Source organism: Vibrio sp. SCSIO 43086, assembly GCF_051132235.1.
Taxonomy (GTDB): domain Bacteria; phylum Pseudomonadota; class Gammaproteobacteria; order Enterobacterales; family Vibrionaceae; genus Vibrio; species Vibrio diabolicus.
In genome coordinates this window covers 2,079,927-2,103,458 of the sequence record NZ_CP072677.1, presented here as the reverse complement: position 1 = coordinate 2,103,458, position 23,532 = coordinate 2,079,927, and the positions used below count along the sequence as shown (strand labels likewise).

Below are 23,532 nucleotides of genomic sequence, written 5' to 3'. Positions count from 1 at the left end.
GAACTTTAATAGAGTATTCCCTCTAGTTTAAGTAACTCACGAGGTTAAGAAAAGCTAGAAATGCAGAGGATAATAATAACCTTGGTGAATATAGGCGCCTAATGTTGTGAGTAAGTGAGCACTGTCTGCCGTTTCTACGCCTTCAACAATGACGGTACACCGATACGTATTTCCCATGGCGATTAACTGACGCAACGTTTCCACTTTCTTATCGTCCGACTTTAAACCAATCACAAACTCCCGATCTATTTTCAAATAATCTGGATTGATTTTACTGATGAGCGACACGTTGTTGTTGCCAGTGCCAAAGTCATCGATACTGATTTTACAATCCAGTGCTTTTAGTTTCGCGACATTGCCATAAATCTCGGAGGTATAGTACATCGATGCATTTTCCGTGATTTCAATCGTCAGCAAACGACAATCTCGGTTAGATAGTTCTCTGTGTAGGATTGAAAAGTTGCGTCCTCGCAGCAAAGAAGGACAAACATTAATGCTGATAGGAATAGGCAAGGCTTTGTGCTTAGTATAGATGGACTCTATCACCAGTAAGGTATGAGTTAGGAGCAGCCCATTGCGGATCAGTGTCTCAATAAACCGTTGCGTATTTTTTACCTTAAACCGCGAGAGCGCTTCGTAATGCACAATCTTTTGCGCTGAAGTGTCATAAATCGGCTCCAGTTTGATTTTAAATTGTCGAATTGCGCACAAATAAGCCATAAAGGCTTGTAGAGAGCGATGGCGCAGTATTATGAGAAACAGCAAGCTTAATAAAATGATGCTTTGAAACGGGCCAGAGATGTAATACACCTCTTTATAGCCGCTGTTCTTCACGTGATAGTTGAAAAAGCGTTCATTGGTGTTACCAATTTCTAAAGAGGTCCCTGTATTGGTTGATAGCTTCATGCCGGAAAGAAAAAAACGCGAAATATGATTTTCAACGTTGTCGGATAAGTTAATGTTTTTGACACGAACCAAAACGGTTGCGTTATTCAAGTCAAATGATTGGGTCGTATAATTGCTATTATAACTCCACTCTTCAAATGCTTTTTTGCTGACAGGGACAACGGTTTCTGGAGTGACTAAACACCGGATATTGAAACGGTCCAGCATCATGCTCGATTCCACCAGCTTTACATTATCAAAGAGCGACTTCAATTCTCTTTCATCAGCAAAGCAGCTCTTTTGGGAAAGGTTTTCTGCAATTTCGAAGGCGTTATCCAGATAATTATGTTTCACAATGCTGTTTATCGCGTAATAACAGATGGCAAAGAAAATGATCGCTGTGATCAACACGACCCACAGCGTATCTGAATAGATCTTTTTATTACGCAGACAAATACGAAGGGCTTTGCCAAGGCTGTTTGTTGTGTACTGATTGATCTTGTGTTGATGGTCGATGCCATTCTGATGGTTGTTTTGCATAGTAAAAGGGATGAAGTATCCGGTCCGGTGAATATTTTCGATAATATTTTTTTTGTGGTTACGTGTTCTTCCGTGAGCTTGCGAAATTTCCTTCTTAGAGCGGCCACCGCGTTTTTAAAGCCATTTTCAGGCAGTGTCATTTTGTATTGTTGAGTGATTTTGCTTTCTATCAATCGCTGGCTAATTGGCGTATTTAAGCTGCCGTATTTGGCGATGGTTGACAGAATGGCGTACTCATTTGGGTTGACAGGAATGGAGTGGTGGAGTGATTGATTGAGCTCTAAAGATATTTCGTTTTCGGACAAGCAAACGCAGATTTGGTTTCCAATTTCAAACCTAATCATGTGTTGGTGTGCTCCAAGTTTAATTTTTGGCTACGTTATCAATAAAGCTAGGAGAGGGATGTGATTTTTTACGGGGATATCCATAATAATTGGATATATTCAAGGTTTTAGGTTTTTTTATGCTGGGCGTAGCAACCCATTATTCATAGTTAATGAGGTATAAAAAACCCGAGCAGCGGCTCGGGTTTCGTCGATATTCAGCAAGGCTTATTAACAGATAACTTTTACTGCTAGGCCGCCTTGAGAAGTCTCACGGTATTTCGCGTTCATGTCTTTACCTGTCTCTAGCATAGTTTCGATAACTTTATCTAGAGAAACAGTAGGAGCAGAAGAACGACGCAGTGCCATACGAGTTGAGTTGATTGCTTTTACAGCTGCAATACCATTACGCTCGATACATGGAACCTGAACCTGACCTGCAACCGGGTCACAAGTTAGACCTAGGTTGTGCTCCATCGCAATTTCAGCCGCCATACATACTTGCTCTGGGCTACCACCCATAAGCTCAGCAAGGCCCGCTGCTGCCATAGAACATGCCACGCCAACTTCGCCCTGACAGCCAACTTCTGCACCAGAGATAGACGCGTTACGCTTGTAAAGGCCGCCAATTGCACCAGAAGCTGCGAAGTAACGGATGTAGTCTTTCTCAGTTACGGTTTGAATAAACTTGTCATAGTAAGCCAGTACTGCAGGGATGATGCCACATGCACCGTTAGTCGGCGCAGTTACAACACGACCACCTGCTGCGTTCTCCTCGTTTACTGCAAAAGCAAACATGTTTACCCAGTCAACGACAGACATTGGATCGTTTGTTGTTTTTTCAGAAGTAAGCAGTTGCTGACGAAGTGCAGCTGCACGACGAGGTACGCGTAGTGGACCAGGCAGAATGCCTTCTTCGTTCATACCGCGATCCATACATTCGCGCATTGTGCGCCAGATGTTTGCGAAGTAAGTACGAGTTTCTTCGTCAGAATGAAGCGCATGTTCATTTTTCATGGTTAGCGCACTGATAGACAGGCCGCTTTCATGACATTGCTTTACAAGCTCTTCTGCCGTTGTAAACGGGTAAGGAACTTTTACTGGGTTCTCAACTTCTTTACCGAAGTTTTCTTCATCAACGATGAAACCACCGCCGATGGAGTAGTAAGTTTTTGAGTACGCTTTTTCGTCATCAATCCAAGCGTGGATTTGCATGCCGTTTTCGTGTAACTCAAGGTTTGTTTTGTGGAAGTTCATTCCACCTTCACGTGGGAACGATACTGTATGACAGTGCATGCCAACAGGAAGGCGTTCAGTTTCTTCTACGCGAGCGATAAAGCCCGGGATAGAATCGATATCAACTTTCTCAGGAGTGTTGCCTGCAAGACCCATGATGATAGCAATATCTGTGTGGTGACCTTTCCCTGTCAGTGATAGTGATCCATAAACGTCAACGGTGATTTTAGTGATGTCGCGCAGTTTTCCCATTGCACGAAGATCATCAATAAACTCTTTACCCGCTTTCATTGGGCCTACAGTGTGTGAGCTTGAAGGTCCAACACCGATTTTATAGATATCAAAAACACTAATCATATCGATTACCTCAGAAGAAAGCCTCCCAAGGGGAGTTGGGAGGCTTAATTTTATCGTTATATTTTTGGATTAATCATACCGTGCTAGGGCAGGGATGATTAAAGAGCGCCGTAGATTACAGAACTAATGGCAGCAAGACCACAGATTGCTGTGAAAATTTGCACAGGTGCTGAAGTTTTGTACTTAGCCATCGCTGGAACTTTTTGCATTGCGAAGATAGGCATCAAGAATAGGATTGCCGCAATCATCGGTGCGCCCATTGTTTCAATCATACCTAGGATGCTTGGGTTAACGATAGCAACGATCCAAGTTGTGATTACGATGAAGATAAGAGACATCTTCTCGATCTTGCTTACTGGCGATTTTGAACGAGATTTCACTAGACCAACTAGACCTTCATGCGCACCTAGGAAGTGGCCGAAGTAGCTAGAAGTGATAGCCGCGAAAGCAACCAGTGGACCTAAGTAAGAGATCAGTGGAGACTCATGAACGTTTGCTAGGTAAGAAAGAACAGAGATGTTTTGCTCTTGTGCTGTTGCTAGTTGCTCTGGAGACAGAGAAAGTACAACAGAGAAAACGAAGAACATTACAAAGCCCATTAGCATCATCGCTGCGCCACCAGTGATAGCGTCAGTTTTCTTAACTGCGTCATCACCGTATACACGACGTTGTTCTTTAGAGAACTGAGAAATGATTGGGCTGTGGTTGAAAGAGAACACGATAACAGGGATTGCTAGCCATACGATAGCTGGCATTGCACCCCAGTCAGGTGATACTTCCATCATTGAAGTGTTCCAACCAGGAATTAAGTACACAGACAGCGCTAGTAGGATGAACACTAGAGGGTAAACCATCGCTGAAGTTGCTTTCAGCATAAGCTCTTTACCGAACACTACGCCCGCTGTCATTGCAGCGATAAGTGCACCGGAAAGTAGCCAGCGAGGAATAGATTCCATACCCATTTGGTTAACTAGGAAAGAGTCAACCGTGTTTGTGATACCAACACCGTAGATAAGTACGATTGGGTAGATAGCGAAGAAGTAAGCGAACGTAATAAGGTTTGCGCCAGTCTTACCAAAGTGCTCTTCTACTGTGTCAGTGATGTCCGCTTCTGGGTTTTTCGCAGAAAGAACGAAGCGAGCCAAAGATTTGTGTGCGAACCAAGTCATTGGTGCTGCGATTAGGGCTAGGATTACTAATGGCCAAAAGCCACCTGCACCTGCTTTAATAGGAAGGAATAGTACACCGGCACCTACTGCCGTACCAAAAAGGGACAGACACCAGGTAAAGTCTTTGTAAGAAAACTTACTAGACGATTGTGCGGTAGAAACCGCAGAAGTAGTTGTATTCATTTTTTAGTTACTCATTTTGGGAACAGGAAATAAGTCGGGAGTAATTTTGCAAGATTTTACACTAGGAAAATTAGATCTAAATCATTTATTGCTTACGCTTATTGAATGATATGTCAAAAACCTGCTTTTTATCACGAAAATGATGTGCTACTCGTGATTTCTGCTAATGAGTAAAATTAGAAAAACTTATCGATAGGGCTGTTTGTATAAATTTATTTCACCGCAAGCGTTTGCGGTGAAAACGGCAAATTAATCTAATGTGAATGAATGTTTATGAAGCAACGTTTTATTAATATTGATGCGCATGATGATCGCATCCATAAAAATACCGATATCAGAAGTTTTTAATGTGAAATGATATGTTTTTGCATTGATTCGATGATTTGTGCGGTCATGCCCCAGATGAAATGCTGTCTATATGGGATAGCAAATACACGATGACTGCTGTTTTTTAGGTCAAACTTGGTGCTGTACAACTTTTTCGGATTCAGAATGTGGTTAGCAGGAACTTCAAAAACAGACTCCACCTCATTTGAGTCAATATGCGTTTTATACTCAGGAGAAATAAAGGCCAAAAACGGTGTCACATTAAACTGACTAATCGTTGGCAATGTTGGAAGCTGGCCAAATACATGAATATGTTCATCTTCTATGCCGATCTCTTCTTTGGTTTCTCTTAATGCCGTATTTATTAGATGATGATCTTCCTGCTCAAACTTACCGCCGGGGAAACTGATTTGTCCCGGATGATGACGCAAGTGCGCAGCTCGCTTTGTCAAAATGACCTGTAGCCCCTCCGGGCGTTCTACAAAACCAATTAAGACCGCTGCGTCTCGCAGTGATTTTCCTTTCATCCATTTCAGTCGCGCGAGGGACTCTTTGTGGTAACCCGTTGGAAGCCGAAATTGAAAGTTTTGCAGTAATTGAGTTTTGTCGATAACCAAACCAAATCCTTATTTATTGTGCCTAACCACTATTTATTATACTCAATGGCCGCAAGAGGCGTGGTGCTATCGCCGTTGGTACGGTATTAAAGTAGTAGTACGGCAATACCAAAGCATGTCCATTGGTTCTTTCCCTGCTTTGTGTCGTGTGTCTCACTCTGCTTGGGTATAATAATTTGAAACTTATAAGGTTATAAACCATTCTTTATTTTAAGACGTCACTATGGGGCAAGTATTGACTAATGAAAGGGATTATTTTCACCGAGTTCATGGAGTTAGTGGAAGAGAAGTTTGGTCTCGATGTGTTAGACCAAGTGCTCGACCTTTCTAATGACGAAGGGATTTATACTGCGGTTGGTAGTTACGATCATAAAGACTTGGTTAAATTGATTGTGAATCTCAGTAAAGTATCTGGCATTCCACCTGAACAACTGCAAGAAGTATTTGGAGAGTGCGTTTTTTTGAATTTACTTCGCTCGATTCCTAGTCACGCGAGTTTGCAGCAGTGTGAAACGACATTTCAATTTGTTCGCCATGTTGAAAATTTTATTCATGTCGAGGTCAAAAAGCTTTACCCAGATGCTAATCCTCCTCAGTTTGATTTTATCAGCGAGACTCAATCAAACATGGTGTTTGATTATCGAAGTGCGCGGTGCATGTCTCACGTATGTTTAGGTCTAATAAAAGGTTGCGCAGCGCACTTTGGTGAAGTTATTCATATCAAACACCAAAACCAGTCAGAAGATGGTAGCCAGGTTCGCTTTTGGTTAGAGGCACAATAAGAACGATATGACAGGAAGTTCCTCGCTAGAAAGGAAACTCAAACGAGAAATCGAATCAAGAAAAGCAGCTGAGCGGTTATTGGAGCAGAAGAGCTTCGAACTTTATGAATCTACTCAACAACTAAGTGTTGCTTTGAAAAAGCTTGAGTTAAAATCAAAAAAGGATTTACGCAAGTTTGAGTTCGAAGAGAAAGTTGACGCGACGCTGATTAAGTTTGGTCGAACTTTTCTGTCGAGCACGTTTGATGAAGCCATGATTGCCAGTTTTATTGAACAGCTCACTTCGAACTCAATCATTTCTGCGGCTTACTTACATCTTGATTCCACAAAACTCTCTTCTTTGCGCCGACATCATTTTGGTCATTTACAGCTTCGCCATGAGAATACGATTAAGACTGTCCCCAATTGGCAGGGGGAAAACTTGCATTTGCCTATCATCATTGACAAGCAAACAGTAGGGGAGTTGATCTTCTCTGTTCAGTTGGATCAAATCGATCAGTCGTTTATTTCCAAACAGATGGAGCTGGTATCGGATTTGGTTCATGGGGTCATTGGCCGTCATTTGAGTTTAGAGCGAGAAGTGGAGCTGCGAAAGCGGGCAGAGGAATCGGAAAAAGCGACGAAAGAGTTTGTCGCCATGATTAACCACGAGTTGCGTACACCTCTTAATGGCGTATTAGGTAGTGCTGAACTACTAAGTCGAACACAGTTAGGTGAAGAGCAACGCCATTACCTAAACAACTTGACTCAATCGGGAGACTTGTTGAGGGTCATCATTAACGATCTTCTCGACTTCAGCAAGATGAATGCCGGTATGATGGAAATCATCGATAAGGTCTTTGCTTGGGAAGAGCTTGAAAAAGCCATCATGGGCGTATTTTCAGCTAAAGCAGCAGAAAAGCGAATTCATTTCTCCATCGATAAAAAGCTCGGTATTCCCGAGTTTTTAGTTGGTGACTTAGAGCGAATTACACAGATCTTGGTCAACTTGGTGGGAAATGCTATTAAGTTTACTCATTTGGGTGGGGTGGTGCTGCGAGTGGAGTGGATAAACGGTATTGCACATTTTGAGGTTGAAGACACGGGTATTGGCATCCCGATAGAAGCACAGCCCTCATTATTTGACCCATTTGTGCAAGTAGATCGCTCGGCGAAGCGCAGTTTTGAAGGCTCAGGTTTGGGCCTTGCGATTTGTAAAAATCTAGTGGATTTGATGCAGGGCGAGATTAGCTTTGAAAGTGAAGAACGCAAAGGTACCACCTTTAAAGTCTCTATTCCTCTAAAGGAGGGGCAAGCCCAAGGCGCAGCAGAGGGGGAATTAGCTACCATAGAGCGAAGTGATTTGGCAGGACGCTCAATATTGGTGGTTGATGACATCAGAATGAACCAAGTGATAGTTACTCAAATGCTGAAAAAACTCGACATTACGCCTGATTTAAAAGCCAATGGGAAAGAAGCTTTAGAAGCGGTGAAAAACAAAGATTACGAACTAATATTTATGGATTGCCGAATGCCAGAAATGGATGGTTATGAGGCGACGATGTATCTGAGAGAGCGTGGCTTTACCCATCCTATTATCGCATTAACCGCTGGCACTACTATCGAAGAGCGTCAAAAGTGTATTGATTCAGGCATGGACGACATCCTCACTAAGCCGTACACCGCAACCGATATTGAACAGATCATGTGCAAGTGGCTTGAGCAGTAGACGTTGCCTCTTAAAAACGGATTCTTGTTAGCCAACGGCTAAAAGCCAAAGTACCTGTAAATAAAACACACAAAAAAACGCTCCACACCGGATAATGTCGATCGCTTAACGATGTTTTTTGTGTCATTCCAGCGAGCCTTGGCGAGACTAGGAATCTAATAGCAGCACTCTGAGCGGATATAATGAAACAAATTTGACCATAAAGTGCTCGGATAGAAGAGCCTGTATCACGCTCCTTCGTCGCGGTACAGGATGACGAGATACAGAAATATGCCACTCGCTGTTAAACGAGCGGCATTATCCGTAATGGAGGCGTTTTTGCTTGTTTTCGTTAGCAGGGTTCATAGACCGTTGCCATTGGGCGAAACCTACTATTGCAGCGCTGGCAAAATCTTTGAGAGCTTATCCAACGTTTCTTGATATTCAGAGGCGCAATCGCTATCTGCAACGACGCCGCCGCCAGCCCAAGCGTACAGTTTGTGATTCTCCGCTACGAGAGTACGGATGGTGATGCTGGTATCCATACGACCATGGCGAGAAATGTAGCCAATACTGCCGCAATACGCGCTGCGTCGATGCGGCTCCAATTCTTCAATGATCTGCATTGCGCGAACTTTAGGTGCACCCGTAATTGAACCGCCTGGAAAACACGCTCGCAGCAAATCTGCAGGAGAGTATTGCTCATCCAAATTCGCACGAATGGTGCTCACCAAATGATGCACTGCGGGGAAGCTTTCAATCTCAAACAGCTTTGGCACGTGAACGCTACCCGGTGACGCAACTCGACCAATGTCATTACGCAGCAAATCGACAATCATTAGGTTTTCTGCCTGATCTTTTTCCGCTGTCTGCAAGTCATGGGCATTAGCGTTATCTTGCCTTGGATCTTCGCTGCGTGGTCGAGTACCTTTGATTGGTTTAGTTTCAATGACGCGATCTTTGAGTTCTAAAAAGCGCTCTGGAGAGATACTCAAAATCGAAGACTCTGGCATACGGATAAAAGCGGAAAATGGCGCTTGGTTGGCGGACTCCAATTTCAGATACGCTTGCCACTCACTGCCTTGATACGGTGCGTTAAAGCGTTGCGCCAAATTGATCTGATAGCAGTCACCGCTCAACAAGTATTCTTGCACCTTGTCAAAGCGAGTAGCGTAGCTCTCTTTCGTCATGTTTGACTGCCAATCGCCCGACAGAGCGAAGTCTACGCTTTGCTCCGCTTCTTGTTTGTTTAACCATTGCCAAGCTTGCTCGATATTCTGACCGACTAGGCAGGCTTTTTTAAGCTTGTGGTCAACAACGACGGCCCATTCATAAAGACCTACCGCCATATCCGGCGTGTTGAGGTCCTTTTCGGCCAGTTCTGGCATCGTTTCTACGCGTCGACCTAAATCGTAACTGAAGTAACCGAGCGCTCCGCCGACAAAAGGCAAATCCAATTCTTTATTTAACTCAACGTGAGGAAGCCACTGTTCTTGCAACTGATGAAGCAGCGCGAATGGGTCATCTTGAGTTGAATAGGCATTCGATGGTGTTTCAACTTGTGTGCTTTCGGCAGTGGTTTCTAACGTTGCAATTGGGTTGGCAACCAACACATCAAAGCGACTATCGATATGCGTTTCTGATGCAGAACGCAGCAACATCGCCCAAGGCAGGTGTTGAATGCGAGAAAAGAGGTGAAGAGCAAACTCTGGTGCGTATTCCAGCGCTTTAAAATCAATGAATTGATTGTCCATGTTGTTCATTTGTGTAATTTGTGACAAAGAGATCGTTCACTGCATGGCATGTCATGGGCAGCAAGAGTATCATATTCCTCTGTATAGCCAAACTCCCTCTATTCATAGGGTTTTGAGATGGTTTACAAGTAGGCGACTTCAGCGTTTCGTGTGTCGATATCAGCCGTTCGACAATTGTTTATAAAAAACGAAGCTCAAAAGAGCAATAAGCTCAACAAACACGATTGAAGCCAAGCCAATAATGGAAGCATAACTATAACGAGGCATGTAATGACGGTAATACGCAAGCAGGATGTGATCAGCAGTGTCGCTGATGCGCTACAGTATATTTCTTACTACCACCCGCTAGACTTTGTTCAAGCTCTTGAAAAAGCCTATCACCGCGAAGAGAGCCAAGCCGCTAAAGACGCGATTGCTCAGATCCTAATTAACTCCCGAATGTCCGCAGAAGGTCACCGACCAATTTGTCAAGATACTGGTATCGTGACGTGTTTCGTCAACATCGGTATGGGCGTGCAATGGGACTCAACCGACATGACGGTTCAGCAGATGGTAGATGAAGGTGTTCGACAAGCGTATACGAACCCAGACAACCCGTTGCGTGCGTCAGTACTTATGGATCCTGCCGGTAAACGTATTAATACTAAAGACAACACGCCTGCTGTCGTACACATCAACATGGTTCCGGGCGATAAAGTTGAAATTCAGATCGCAGCGAAGGGCGGCGGTAGTGAAAACAAGACTAAGATGGTGATGCTAAACCCATCTGACGATATTGCTGAGTGGGTAGAGAAAACGCTACCAACAATGGGCGCGGGCTGGTGTCCTCCTGGCATGCTTGGCATTGGTATTGGCGGTACGGCTGAAAAAGCAGCGGTATTGGCAAAAGAATCTCTAATGGAACACATCGATATTCAAGAGCTTATTGACCGTGGCCCACAAAACGCAGAAGAAGAGCTTCGTCTTGATATCTTCAATCGCGTAAACAAACTTGGTATCGGCGCGCAAGGCCTTGGTGGTTTGACAACTGTTGTCGACGTTAAGATCAAAACGGCGCCAACGCACGCGGCTTCTAAGCCTGTTTGTTTGATCCCGAACTGTGCGGCGACTCGTCACGTACACTTCACGCTTGATGGCAGCGGCCCAGCAGAGCTCACGCCACCTAAACTAGAAGATTGGCCAGACATTACTTGGGAAGCGGGAGAAAACACGCGTCGCGTAAACTTAGACACGATTACTAAAGAAGAAGTACAAGAGTGGAAGACAGGCGAAACCGTTCTTCTATCAGGTAAAATTCTGACTGGCCGTGATGCTGCGCATAAACGTATTCAAGGCATGCTAGATAATGGCGAAGGTCTACCAGAAGGCGTAGATCTAAACGGTAAGTTCATTTACTACGTAGGCCCTGTCGATGCAGTTGGTGATGAAGTCGTTGGTCCTGCTGGCCCAACAACATCAACGCGTATGGATAAATTCACCGATATGATGCTAGAAAAAACAGGCATCATGGGCATGATCGGTAAAGCTGAGCGTGGCCCTGCAACGGTTGAATCTATCAAGAATCACAAAGCGGTTTACCTAATGGCTGTCGGCGGTGCTGCGTACCTTGTAGCGAAAGCGATCAAGAAAGCTCGCGTTGTCGCATTTGAAGATTTAGGTATGGAAGCGATTTACGAATTTGAAGTTGAAGATATGCCAGTAACAGTGGCTGTAGACTCAAATGGCGTTAACGCGCACCAAATCGGTCCTGACACTTGGAAAGTGAAAATCCAAGAGATGGAAGCGTAAGGCAAACGGTAATCTTACATTGTCTCAGTAGAGAGAATGTGACAAGGTGCTGATTTACCTAGCAAACATTTGACAAAAGTGCAGCGAAAACTGCACTTTTTGTCTATATAATGTAGATATAAACCTCAGGGCATAGCAATCAAACGTTATGCGAACAATAATTAGGAGACGGCATGCCTCGTTTTATTCAGATTCTACAAATTATTCTTGCTGTAGTGGTAGGTGGCTTTGTTGGCTACGACTTGATCCTTCACGGCATCAGCATCTTTGATGAGAAGTACGTGACCATCACGTGTGTATTGTGGCTGATTTTAGAAATCGCTCTATTTGTTATCTATAAATTAATCGAAGACGACTAGACTCAAAGAAAGCAGGTTTCTGTTCAACACAGTAATCAGCATAAATAGGGTCACTAATGCTTTAGTGTTGATTAAGTAAGCCTCTGAACCACTCAGGGGCTTTTCTTTTTTCATCCTGCTTTAAGCGAATGTTTTGTTCATCTTTTATTAAGGTATATAAAGTTAGACTCATAGAGTTCAGTATTGAAAGGTAAGTATTCATAGATTAATACCCGAAGTTGCTGATAACGTTGTTTTAGAGCGGAGCAAGATAAAGAAGCGCAATGAAAAGAATAAAGAAAGAAGTCACTGACTTTATCAACAGAGGTATGGACTCCAATGTTCGAATTGCCGTCACCGGGCTTTCTCGTGCCGGTAAGACGGCATTCATCACGTCATTAGTGAATCAGCTCCTCCATACCGCTACCCATGATAATTTGCCTCTTTTGACTGCAGCCAGAGATAAGCGTCTTATTGGAGCTAAGCGTGAACCTCAAGCGAATATGATGGTGCCACGTTTTGCTTACGACGAAGCGATGAGCCAGATCCATGCGACCCCACCTCAATGGCCAGTACCGACACGTGATGTGAGTGAGATTCGCTTAGCGCTCAAGTACAAACCAAATAAAACCACGAAAAAGCTGTTGAGTAAAACCGCAATTTTAAATGTTGATATTATCGACTATCCAGGAGAGTGGCTGCTCGACCTGCCGTTATTGGACATGGACTTTGCGACGTGGTCGCAAACTCAGTTTGATGCACTTAAAGGCCAGCGTGGCGATTTAGCCAAAGCTTGGCTGTCTGAATTAGAAAAGGTGGATCTTTCTGCTGAAGTGAACGAGAAACTACTCGAGAAAGTTGCGCATACATACACCGAGTACCTTCATGCCTGTAAAGACGCAGGTCTTCATTGGGTACAGCCTGGCCGCTTCGTATTACCTGGTGAGCTCGGAGGCGCGCCAGTGCTACAGTTTTTCCCGTGTCGTGCTGATTCGGAAAGCAAGGCGCTTAAGGGCAGCAACTTGGCGATGCTCGAAGCGCGTTTTCAGGAATACCAACAGAAAGTAGTGAAAGCGTTTTATAAGCATCATTTTGCGACCTTCGATCGCCAGATTGTACTTGTGGATTGCTTGCAGCCTCTCAATGCCGGCGATGAAGCGTTTTACGACATGCGCCAAGCGCTAGAGCAGATCATGCATAGCTTTCGTTATGGTCGCAGTAGCTTTTTACGTCGTTTGTTCTCGCCAAAAATAGACAAAGTGCTATTTGCTGCCACAAAAGCGGATCACATAACGCCCGATCAGCATCCCAATTTAGTGTCTTTGCTACAACAAATGGTGCATCCAGCGTGGCAAACCGCAGCCTACGAGAATATCGAGATGAGTTGCATGAGTATCGCTTCTATCCAATCAACCACGACGGGATTTATTTCTTCTGGAGATAAGACGATTCCGGCGTTACAGGGTACGACGTTGGATGGTGAGCCGATGACGATGTTCCCGGGAGAAGTGCCGAAAAAACTACCAAATGCGGCTTATTGGCAAAACAACGGGTTTGATTTTACGTCATTCCGTCCAATGCCCTCACAGAATGATGAGCCAGTGAAGCACATACGCTTAGACAAAGCACTGGATTACCTGATTGGAGATAAATTGAAATGAGTGAGTTGAAGCAAAAACAAGTTTTCTCTGAAAAGGCGATGGAAAAAGAGCAGCAATCGAATCAACCGGAGTTGACGGCGCAGCAAACATTCGGCGAAAAAGATACATTTGTACCTGTTGAAGTTAAAGAAGAGCGCCAGGAGACTGAACAGGAATTGCAACTCGAGCATGTCATTCGTCCAAAACCGGGCAGAAAATGGCTTGCGACTGGCGCATTTGTCACCTTTGCTGGTTTGGTTGGCTGGCAAGCGGTGGACTCGGTTATAACCGCAATTCAAACTTCTGATTGGCTGGCTTTAAGCTGGACGGGGTTTATTGCTGCGATCGCTTTGCTTGGTTTAGGGGCGATGGGTAAAGAGCTTTGGAAACTGCGCAAACTACGAAATCATTTTAGTGTTCAAGAAGAAGCCGAAGCACTTGTTAATAGTGAGAGTGTGGGGAAAGGGAAAGCCTTTTGCGAAACAGTGGCAGAACAAAGTGGTGTGATGGCAGAGAACCCGGGCTTTGATCGTTGGCAGAACAGCATTAACCCTGCTCATAGTGATGCTGAAATCCTTGATATGTATGACTCGATGGTTGTCAGCCAACAAGACAAATTGGCAACGAAAATCGTATCGCAGCACGCAACCGAGTGTGCGGCCCTAGTCGCTGTGAGCCCTCTGGCTGCCGCTGATATGTTGCTGGTGGCGTGGCGAAATTTCAAAATGATCGACAACCTCTCCAAGGTATATGGGGTAGAGCTAGGTTACGCCTCTCGCATCAAGCTACTAAAAGCGGTATTTGTCAATATGGCGGCGGCTGGTGCCAGTGAGCTAGCTATTGATGCCAGTATGGACTTGATGTCGATGGACCTTGCGGGCAAAGTCTCCGCTCGTGCGGGGCAGGGGCTAGGTGTTGGTATTCTAACGGCACGTTTGGGCTTGAAAGCGATGACCTTATTGCGTCCACTACCATGGTATCCTGACCGTCAGGTTAAATTGGGCACCATACGCAAGGCTGTGGCGGCGAAAGTTGCATCAATTACGATGAAACCGTAACGAATATCAACTTTGATGGATAGGATTGCTTGACGCCATTCCAAGCATGATAGAAACTACTGTCAACTTTTCCTGACAGTCGTGAATTGGGATATTTTCAGTGCGTCTTGAAGTCTTATGTGAAGATCGACTCGGCTTGACCCGAGAACTGCTCGATATTTTAGCGTCTAAAAGCATCGACTTGCGTGGTATCGAAATCGATATTAGCGGTATTATCTATTTGAATTGCCCAGATATTGATTTTGATACGTTTAGTGAGCTGATGGCTGAAATCCGCCGTATTCCGGGGGTGAAAGACGTACGTAAAATCCAGTTTATGCCGATGGAGCGCCACAATACGGAGTTGCTCTCGCTAGTTGATAACTTGCCCGATCCGGTTTTTGCCATCGACCTTAAAGGTGCCGTAGACATGGCAAACATGTCTGCACTTTCACTGCTTGGTCTTCACAAGCAAGAAGTAATTGGTACGCAGATCGGAGCTTTGCTGCCAAGTGTTCGTTTTTCTCGCTGGTCTGAAGGTGTGAATGGCAGAACGCGGGAAAACCTTGTGATTGATGGCTTGGACTATGTTCTTGAGTTGATGCCAGTTTATATCCGAGACGAAGCGCAAAACTCGACCTTAGCTAGTACACTGATGACGATTCGCTCTAGTCAGCAAGTCGCAAGAATAGAAGAAGCGCTACCACTGCATAATCCTCTGGGTTTTGAGCACTTTGTTGGTATATCGAACCGTCATAAAGCGCTAATGAACCAAGCTAAGAAGCTGTCTGTGCTTGACCAGCCACTGTTAATTGAGGGCGAAACAGGGACCGGTAAAGAAATGCTTGCTAAAGCTTGCCACAGCCGTTCTAGCCGTGCGAGCAAGCCATTCTTAGTTTTGAGTTGTGCTTCGATGCCTGACGATGTAGCAGAAACCGAACTTTTTGGTCATGCGCCGGGTTCATTTAATCATGAACAAGGTCACAAAGGCATCTTTGAGCAAGCAAATGGCGGGACAGTATTTCTTGATGAAATCGGTGAAATGAGTTCGCATCTTCAAATCAAGCTGTTACGTTTTCTACAAGATGGTAATTTCCGTCGTGTCGGTGCAGAAGATGAGATGCATGTCGATGTTCGTATCATCGCTTCAACAAAACATAACCTTGCCGAACTTTCTGAGGCAGGAATGTTCCGTGAAGATTTGTATTATCGTCTCAACGTACTTACGCTCAGCATTCCTCCGTTACGTAAGCGCTCAAATGACGTTGCGCCATTGCTTGAGTTATTTGTGGCGAAACATGCTCAACAGCTTGGGATTGATAAGCCAGAGTTTGATGATGGTCTAGTTGATGCCCTTGCAAATTATCAGTGGCCAGGAAACATGCGCCAACTCGATAACATGGTTCTTCGAGCGCTCACAGAAATGGATGGTGGTATACTAAACGCGGATCACTTCAATTTACCTCAGCCTCAATCAGTCGGTGCTGGTAGTGCGACTCTTAACATCGACGGTTCATTGGATGAGATCATGCGTGACTATGAATCTCAGGTTCTGGAGCGTTTGTATCAGTCATTCCCATCAAGCCGCAAGCTTGCTAAGCGCTTAAATGTATCGCATACCTCAATCGCTAATAAACTGCGTGATTACGGTATCCGCAAGAATTAATCGAATTGAACGAAAAGACGGAATTAATCATTTGTAATGGAAGATAACAGCTCATCTATCGCCGTTCATAAGTTGGACGGTGACTTGCTTCTGCGTACCGCTGAAATCGGTGACGCAGATATGATTGCCGAGTATTTTCAAGCGAACCGAGAATACCTGAAACCGTTTGAGCCGAAACGTGAAGAGGCTTTTTTCTCAGTTAACGGTTGGTTGCAAAAGCTTATCAAGCTCAATGAGCTGCATCGAATGGGGTTGGGGTATTATTGCCTCTTGGTCAGAGCCTCTTCGGGTGAAATGCTAGGTACGATATCCTTTAGTAATTTGAGTCGTTTCCCTTTTTATTCTTGTAACGTCGGATACTCTCTCGCTGAAAAAGCGCAAGGGCATGGTTATATGCGTCGTGGATTAACCATGGCTTGCGACTACATGTTTAATGTTCAGAAGTTGCATCGTATTCAAGCCGGCTACATGCCTCACAACAAACGTAGTGAATCTGTGCTAGAGCATGTAGGGTTCAATCGAGAAGGGTATGCAAAAGATTACCTTTTGATTAATGGTGAATGGCAAGACCACGTTCTAACGTCACTTATTAATCCGAATTGGCAACCAGAAGGGCGATAGTATGGAGAGATTGGAAAAGCAATTAGCACTTGTAATCGAGCTCGATAAACTCAAAAGTATTTTGCGCCGAACCCGAGTTAAAAGTGCTGAAGGGCGTCTCGAAAATAGTGGTGAGCATAGTTGGCATGTCACACTGATGGCAATATTGATGGAAGAGCATGCGAATGCACCAGTAGATATTTGCCGAGTGATGAAAATGTTATTGATACATGACGTAGTAGAGATCGACGCGGGAGATACCTTTGTTTATGATACTGCCGCGTCTCCAGAGCAGGCAGAAAAAGAAATTAGAGCGGCAGAACGCTTGTTTGGTATGTTACCCAGCGATCAGGAGCAAGAGTTATTGGCGCTTTGGCATGAATTTGAAGCCGCGCAGACCGATGATGCAAAGTATGCAAAAGCACTCGATCGGTTAATTCCAATGCTCTTGAACTACCATAATAATGGTCAGAGTTGGAAGGAGCATGGCGTCTCTCGTGAACAAGCACTTACCATTAATAAACGAATTGAATTTGGCTCTGTTACCTTATGGGACAAAGCGAAAGAGTTGATAGAAGAAGCCACAGAGAAAGGTTGGCTGAAATCGTAATAAAGGAGACTGAATGTCTTATTTGCCTTTGGATGAATACCAAAGAAAATGGATTTTTACGCATCAGTCGATGCCTGTGCCAAAAGAAGATTTGGCTTTTATTAAGCCGATGAGCCAAGCTCGTTCAGCACAATTTTGGAAAGAAAATATTAGTGCTCAAAGCCCTGATATGGATCGACTTAGCTCCCAAGATTGGCCAATGAATGAGGCGAACTGGTCTGAAGTCGTTGATTGGATGGCTGCGTGGGAGTTGGATGATCCGGACATGCCAGCGGAAGTAGAAGCACATATCGATTGGCAAGACGATGTGACCGTTTACTTTTGCTACGAGAAGTACAATGTCATCGAAACTAAGTGGTCGATTTTTAAAAAGCATTGGAAGAACTTTCTCTTTTATGATGATGGTCCAATATTGATTGGACGTCGCCGTTCACAAGCGCTTTGGTTTGATTCAAAAGGCAATGTGAAACTCGGTGTTCGTCAATAACGAGTTATACTGCAAAGCCACCTTTTCGAGGTGGCTTTGTTTTTCTAAAGGCTGGATAATGGACTCAACACGCCGCCAGCCCCGCGCTCGATAACGTGAGTATAAATCTGGGTGGTTTTTACATTCACTCTATAAGTGATTGTTTTTATTAGTAGCTATCACGTCCCGACTAAAGTGGGGCGCTGGTGGGACAACTCAGAATGCTTTATGGTTATACGTATTAAAGTTCGCTTGTGAAGATTTGAGCTTTAATTGTAGTAACTCATACTCAATCTTACACATCCGCTGATTAGTCACGACCAAGTCGTAATGTCGAACTGTTGGTATCGTAACTCACAATTGGATAAAATTTTGTCAGCGATTTTGCTAAATTAGTAATAAATGAATAACTAGAAGTATGCAAAATCGCTTACTTTTGTGTCCAGTTTTGATCGTGCACAACAATGATGCAGAAGAGTTCGAGAAGAACTATTTGCAGTAGTAATACCATGCTAAATTAAGCAAACCACCTTCTGTTTGAGCACCTGCCGCACTATATTCACTTTCATTCAACTTTGTAACTACTATATGATTTTGAAACTCTGGATAGTAAATAAGACCAGTATACGAGTGAGGGCTTTTTTTCTTGATCTCATAATTACTTGTATGTTTCGTGTGACTCTTTTCTACAGTAATTTCATCGCTAAAGAGATTCACCTCAATACTCATTCCGGTAGATGTAGTATAATCGCGGTCAAAGAAACAGTTTAAATTTAAATTTTCAGCTTGAGTGCTCGCAGGTATAACGAGAAGCAATAGTGCTAGACGCTTCACCAGTCCTCCTTTGGGTTAGATTTTTATGATGTAACCAACAGATTTTTAGCCTTTTCTTTGGAAGGTCACCTATAAGCTCAAATCTATTCATTTTCTAGTTTATTGATTGATGCTATAACTCCATCGAAAGAGCAAGGCTCGCAATTCGTCAAACGGCAATGATCTTGTAACTTCTAAAGTTGAAACTTCTCAGGGGAAATATCTAGTTCTAACATTAGCTTAGCTTAGCTTAGCTTAGCTACATCATGTTGATTGATCAGTTCACAGATAGTATTGTCTGATTTAACTTGGAGTATCTTAGTAAGTTTGCTCATCAATTGTTTGACGCTACTAGTAAGTGACTTTAAGTAAAACTTCTATACTGATGTGAGTTGCTTTTTCAGTCTATCATGCCGTTATTAATCATATTATTCAAATTATTATTAACGATTATTCTAGATAGAGCCAAACTAAACATTCCAACCTAGAATAAAATCATTCCCCTCCGTCGGATTAGTATTGCTAGAGAAGACGCTCATAACAGGGCATGTGTGACCGAGAAAAGGGGCAATTTCGTGTTAAGGCTTTTGCTCTTACCTCTCTTCTACCTATCAGAAAAAGCCTCTTGAAACTAGTTCACCTCCCCTTTCTCGATTACTCACTTTAACTCAACACCTATAAGTATTGTACGAGCACTACGGTTTTAAATCGTTAACTTACAGAGTTAGGAAAAACCTACAATTTTGTCCCCTGTTGGCAATGATTACCCCTCCAAGGGGAAAGGTATAGCCGTCTTATAAAGTTGAACCCAAGCAAACAGCAATAATTATACACATTGCACTGCCATTAGTGGCACAATAAATGCCTGTATATCAATGTTGTCCATAACCAATAGCAATGTCATGATTGTCAATTCGAACCCAACAGCCAAACTCACCCAGCGGTACCTGCACAGTGCAACCTCGTCACACGGCGACAGCATGAAGAAGCTGGCCTTAGGTAGCCGTATCAACAACGCCAAAGATGACGCGGCTGGCCTGCAAATATCTAACCGCCTACAGGTACAGCGTTCTGGCTTCGAAGTAGCTATCCGCAACGCCAGTGATGCAACCTCAATACTTCAGACGGCTGAAGGGGCAATGGCCGAGTACACGAATAACCTCATGAGCATGCGTGACCTAACATTGCAGTATGCTAATGGGGTCAATTCACCTGATGACCATGAAGCTATTCGTCAGGAGTTCAATGCATTAAAGGATGAGTTAAATCGGATAGCAGAGACCACCAGCTTCGGAGGCCAGAAGTTACTAAATGGTAAAAATAGAGAACGCTCTTTTCAGATTGGTGCTAATGCAGGTGAAGCGATCAATATTCAATTTCCTGTCTTATTTTCTCAAGAAGCTCAGGAAGTTGAAGATGTTATTAAGGAAATTAGATGGGGATTCTATACTCCTGGCTGGCGTTCATCTCCGGGTGATGCTCTAAGATTTGATGATCAGACGAATCGAACATCAGATACCGTTATTTTGGAGATCAAGCCGGGATCGTCTATGGAAGAGGTAGCAGATCAAATCAACGATAACTTAGGAGATAAAGTGAGAGCTTATACCGAAAGTTTTCATAGTTGGGATGGTTTGAGTGGTAGTTTCCACAGGCTTGCGTATTACTCTGTAGGTAACGATTCATGGTCCTATGTTAGAGGTACTTCAAATGGGGGACTGGGTGTATCGTGGATTGATTTAGCACATACTGACACGATTAATATTGAAGAGCCAACCTCAGAAATCCCATTATCCCTTCCTTCACTTGACGGCGAGGCAGATGCGGGGGGAGTTATTGATCGTCTGGATGAAATACTACAATTCGTTGATTCTGAACGAGCAAAACTCGGCGCAGCCCAAAACCGCCTGTCTCACGCCATTAACAACCTGTCCCAGACATCTGAAAATGTAGCTGTCAGTAACAGTCATATCAGAGACACCAATTTCGCACGGGAAACTAGCAGGCTGGCTAAGGAATCGATCCTCAAAGAAGCGAACACAGCTATGCTGGTTCAGGCTAGCAAGACGCCACAGGAAGCCCTTAACTTGCTCAAGTAGTAGGCCATCTAATCTCACTGTCGTTGGTTGACAAACCAAGTAACGAGTTATCATTGTAATGTATGCACCTCGTGCAATCATAGGGCGCATACGTTGCTTAGCTCGCTGTATCCACATTCATTAGCTTATCTATGTCAAAACAAGATGAACAGAAATTGTATGAGTTTTAGTTCTAACACGAGAAGGGGCAGATCTGAGCTAGCTACAATAGCTACCTCGTCCTTGAACAGAAACGAGTTTGGCTCTCTGGTTGAGATAGATAACTTTGGTATCGCAAAACGAATCCACCCACCGCTTTCTATAGTGCTTGAGACGCACGGTAAATGACATTAACTTCTACTTTTAACCATAGTTTTATGAACCACTTTATTCTGAGTGTTTTGCTAAACATGCAAAGCATGGTTAATCCCCTAAGGTTTCTAATCTAAAGAAATCTAGTTAGATTTTGGGTTGAAAAATTCCATAAGCATTTACCGTACTCTCCTAGAAAAGCTATTGATTGTGCAAGAAATTCACCCCAGCAAATGTAATTTTTAGAGCTCCATAAGTGATAAAAGCACAATATAATTTCATTTAATCAATCACTTACACTATATTATCTTCTCTCGTAATTTATTACTAATAATTACGTAAAAAATGTAATGAAAATATTGAGTTCTTTCTTTATTCTTTTAATAAATACTTAAGGAGAAAATCATGAGTAAAAAACGCGACACAATTTTATGGATTAATCACGCCATAAGTTATTTTAAGAATCAAGGCAAGGCGCAGAAAGATATGGCTGCTATTCTCGGTTTGGAAGAATCACGAGTCAGTGAGATGAAAACGGGGAAAAGCTTGTTATCAGAATCTCAAAAGCAAGCTATCATTGAGATCTGTGGATCACCACGGCGTGATCCTGGACGTTTTGAAGTAGCTCTTTGTTATAATAAGTTTGATGACTTTTTTTCATCATTTTGTGATTTGATGGAAAACCGCTACTTACGCAACCTCATTGCTTTTTTCCAAAATAAAGAGAATCAGACTAATCTACTAAGCCATTGTATTCCAGTGGAAGATATGGAGAGTAACTACAATGAAGCAATAACTTTATCGGATATTGATGCATTAGTTCGTCATGATGAGTCAAATGAAATATTCCAAAGATACCAAATGTGGTTACAAAATATTGACGGGGCAGAGCATCCTAATATGTCTTTACTCATTGATCGGATTTCAGTTGATGATAAAAATAGCTTTCATTTGCTCTATCAACTTTGGTTTACTATTCAGCGCTGCCCAACATTCGTACTATCTAATACCAAACAATTCAACCTCAGCCCTATAATACATACTGAAGAAATAATTCTTACAGGCAAAAAAATATTAATAATTGAAAATAATGGCAAATTAAACCCCATCAATCAACCTATAATTGAGCGTTTTGGTAGTCATGAAAAACTCCCAAGTAATGAATTAATTAAGCATGATTTTTGGCATTCGGTACATTGTGAATTATATCTAAGCGAAGATATGAACTATCACCTAACTATACAACTTTCAAATGATTACTGTATTGAGAGTTTTCCGTATGAAGATGATATTAGTAATACTAATTATCTTGATTTTGAAGTTAGTGTGGGAGAAAACGATTTACTTGTGGTAATAGAAAATATTAATTCTATGGAGTTATTTTTTACCATTGAAGATGTAAGGAAATGGTGTGCCCTCCCTATTGATAATCACTTTAAGTTAAAGAAAAATATTGCCAGATCAGGTGGATATGTTCCAGGTGTAAGGGTGTTGGTATAGACAGACTTTAGGTATGCTGTAAATCGGCCTACGCGAAGTAGGTCGATTCAATTCTTAATAATACTGCTGATTTAAAAAATACAATCTGGAAAAGTTATATGGCTAAAAAACGAAATGTAATATCAGAGTTGCAAGGTCAACGAGTTCTTTCCGCAAAATTGGTTTCTGATTCAAAACTTGAGATTAAAATATCTAACGGTGATATAGTTATTTTTGATGCGTACTCCAAAAATGGATACGATGGTGAATCCATGATTGCTCAAATGGATACAAAAAAGAACGCAAGAGAGAAGCGTAGTTCTAGTCTAATAAAATTAAAATGTCCCTGTGATATTGAATTATACATTGATGTTACTATTCAAAAATCGAACGAAAAACCTAAGGAATCATGTATCAACAAAATGGTATCATTTAAGGTGGGAGAAAATATATTTCATTACCTTAACAAAGATCCAAACATCGCATTGGAGAAGTTTAAATATCAGCTATCTGCAAGAATGAAGTTGAAACCATTCAAATTACCTGAGGTGGGTTTCTGTGTAATTACACATTTCAAGGATGATTTTGACATTGACTGGGCTGATATCGAAATGTATTACCATAATAGTTTTGGCTTGTTTACTGATTGAAACATAACCATATTTGATACGTTAGAATTTCAGAGATAAATAACGTTTGATTGAAAATAAAGCCAGATCATTTTCTGAGGTAACTGTAATTTATTAGGTCATCCTACCCATAAGTGAGCTGTGTTTTTCTGTTGATTTGCATAAAAATTCTGGCCAAAACTGAGCTCATTGGTACAATTTTTAATTGAAAGTGGG

General features: G+C 42.8%; 18 protein-coding genes and 1 pseudogene. 13 read left to right on the top strand and 6 right to left on the bottom strand.

The window, feature by feature from the left end; all coding sequences use genetic code 11:
* Positions 1–54: 54 nt before the first annotated feature.
* From tpdA to J8Z23_RS10060, 4 genes and pseudogenes are all read right to left on the bottom strand, one after another.
* Positions 55–1,769 (bottom strand): annotated as a pseudogene (tpdA, locus tag J8Z23_RS10075) (cyclic di-GMP phosphodiesterase TpdA).
* A 210-nt stretch (positions 1,770–1,979) separates the two neighbouring features.
* On the bottom strand, positions 1,980–3,341 hold the full coding sequence (locus J8Z23_RS10070) for an L-serine ammonia-lyase (protein ID WP_005396900.1): 1,362 nt from the start codon (positions 3,339–3,341) through the stop codon (positions 1,980–1,982).
* 98 nt (positions 3,342–3,439) lie between these two features.
* Positions 3,440–4,693 (bottom strand): aromatic amino acid transport family protein, encoded by a 1,254-nt coding sequence (locus tag J8Z23_RS10065; protein ID WP_005396901.1) that lies wholly within the window; start codon positions 4,691–4,693, stop codon positions 3,440–3,442.
* Between the two features lie 344 nt (positions 4,694–5,037).
* Complete coding sequence (locus J8Z23_RS10060; protein ID WP_434633347.1) at positions 5,038–5,637, bottom strand: CoA pyrophosphatase; 600 nt, start codon at positions 5,635–5,637, stop codon at positions 5,038–5,040.
* 242 nt (positions 5,638–5,879) lie between these two features.
* Between J8Z23_RS10060 and J8Z23_RS10055 the strand changes: the two genes are divergently transcribed.
* Positions 5,880–6,419, top strand: coding sequence for a heme NO-binding domain-containing protein (locus J8Z23_RS10055; RefSeq protein WP_434633344.1), 540 nt, complete (start codon positions 5,880–5,882; stop codon positions 6,417–6,419).
* A 7-nt stretch (positions 6,420–6,426) separates the two neighbouring features.
* Entirely contained in the window at positions 6,427–8,127 is a 1,701-nt protein-coding gene (locus tag J8Z23_RS10050) for an ATP-binding protein (RefSeq protein ID WP_114323198.1), read from the top strand.
* A 371-nt stretch (positions 8,128–8,498) separates the two neighbouring features.
* Here the strand turns inward: J8Z23_RS10050 and pabB are convergent, their stop codons facing one another.
* A complete protein-coding gene (gene pabB, locus J8Z23_RS10045) occupies positions 8,499–9,860 on the bottom strand; it encodes an aminodeoxychorismate synthase component I (RefSeq protein ID WP_434633340.1) in 1,362 nt (453 codons plus the stop codon).
* Positions 9,861–10,130: 270 nt separating this feature from the next.
* Here pabB and J8Z23_RS10040 point away from each other — a divergent pair, with 270 nt between their 5' ends.
* The 8 genes from J8Z23_RS10040 (at position 10,131) to J8Z23_RS10005 (ending at position 18,026) form a co-directional block, all read left to right on the top strand.
* A complete protein-coding gene (locus J8Z23_RS10040) occupies positions 10,131–11,648 on the top strand; it encodes a fumarate hydratase (protein WP_005376905.1) in 1,518 nt (505 codons plus the stop codon).
* Positions 11,649–11,821: 173 nt separating this feature from the next.
* Positions 11,822–12,007, top strand: a complete 186-nt coding sequence (locus J8Z23_RS10035) for a hypothetical protein (RefSeq protein ID WP_012841654.1) — start codon at positions 11,822–11,824, stop codon at positions 12,005–12,007.
* Positions 12,008–12,270: 263 nt separating this feature from the next.
* Positions 12,271–13,647: a YcjX family protein gene (locus tag J8Z23_RS10030; protein ID WP_104973916.1), complete on the top strand. Its 1,377-nt coding sequence runs from the start codon at positions 12,271–12,273 to the stop codon at positions 13,645–13,647.
* Positions 13,644–14,684 (top strand): YcjF family protein, encoded by a 1,041-nt coding sequence (locus J8Z23_RS10025; protein ID WP_434633326.1) that lies wholly within the window; start codon positions 13,644–13,646, stop codon positions 14,682–14,684. Before J8Z23_RS10030 ends, J8Z23_RS10025 begins: the two co-directional genes overlap by 4 nt.
* Before the next feature lie 100 nt (positions 14,685–14,784).
* Positions 14,785–16,329, top strand: coding sequence for a transcriptional regulator TyrR (gene tyrR, locus J8Z23_RS10020; RefSeq protein WP_005376914.1), 1,545 nt, complete (start codon positions 14,785–14,787; stop codon positions 16,327–16,329).
* A gap of 36 nt (positions 16,330–16,365) precedes the next feature.
* A complete protein-coding gene (rimJ, locus tag J8Z23_RS10015) occupies positions 16,366–16,950 on the top strand; it encodes a ribosomal protein S5-alanine N-acetyltransferase (RefSeq protein ID WP_046876178.1) in 585 nt (194 codons plus the stop codon).
* Position 16,951: 1 nt separating this feature from the next.
* Positions 16,952–17,539: an HD domain-containing protein gene (locus J8Z23_RS10010; RefSeq protein ID WP_434633321.1), complete on the top strand. Its 588-nt coding sequence runs from the start codon at positions 16,952–16,954 to the stop codon at positions 17,537–17,539.
* 13 nt (positions 17,540–17,552) lie between these two features.
* Positions 17,553–18,026: a DUF2947 domain-containing protein gene (locus J8Z23_RS10005; RefSeq protein ID WP_046876177.1), complete on the top strand. Its 474-nt coding sequence runs from the start codon at positions 17,553–17,555 to the stop codon at positions 18,024–18,026.
* 468 nt (positions 18,027–18,494) lie between these two features.
* Here the strand turns inward: J8Z23_RS10005 and J8Z23_RS10000 are convergent, their stop codons facing one another.
* The gene (locus J8Z23_RS10000) at positions 18,495–18,839 is read right to left on the bottom strand and encodes a hypothetical protein (RefSeq protein ID WP_256899482.1); all 345 of its coding nucleotides are present in this window, start codon (positions 18,837–18,839) and stop codon (positions 18,495–18,497) included.
* 854 nt (positions 18,840–19,693) lie between these two features.
* On the opposite strand from J8Z23_RS10000, the gene J8Z23_RS09995 reads away from it, so the two are divergent.
* The 3 genes from J8Z23_RS09995 to J8Z23_RS09985 all read left to right on the top strand — a co-directional run bounded on the left by J8Z23_RS09995 (position 19,694) and on the right by J8Z23_RS09985 (position 23,337).
* Positions 19,694–20,917 carry a flagellin gene (locus tag J8Z23_RS09995; protein WP_434633318.1) on the top strand — a complete coding sequence of 408 codons (1,224 nt, stop codon included), beginning with the start codon at positions 19,694–19,696 and terminating at the stop codon, positions 20,915–20,917.
* 696 nt (positions 20,918–21,613) lie between these two features.
* Positions 21,614–22,708: a hypothetical protein gene (locus J8Z23_RS09990; RefSeq protein WP_434633315.1), complete on the top strand. Its 1,095-nt coding sequence runs from the start codon at positions 21,614–21,616 to the stop codon at positions 22,706–22,708.
* A 98-nt stretch (positions 22,709–22,806) separates the two neighbouring features.
* Positions 22,807–23,337 (top strand): hypothetical protein, encoded by a 531-nt coding sequence (locus tag J8Z23_RS09985; RefSeq protein ID WP_434633312.1) that lies wholly within the window; start codon positions 22,807–22,809, stop codon positions 23,335–23,337.
* Positions 23,338–23,532 lie beyond the last annotated feature (195 nt).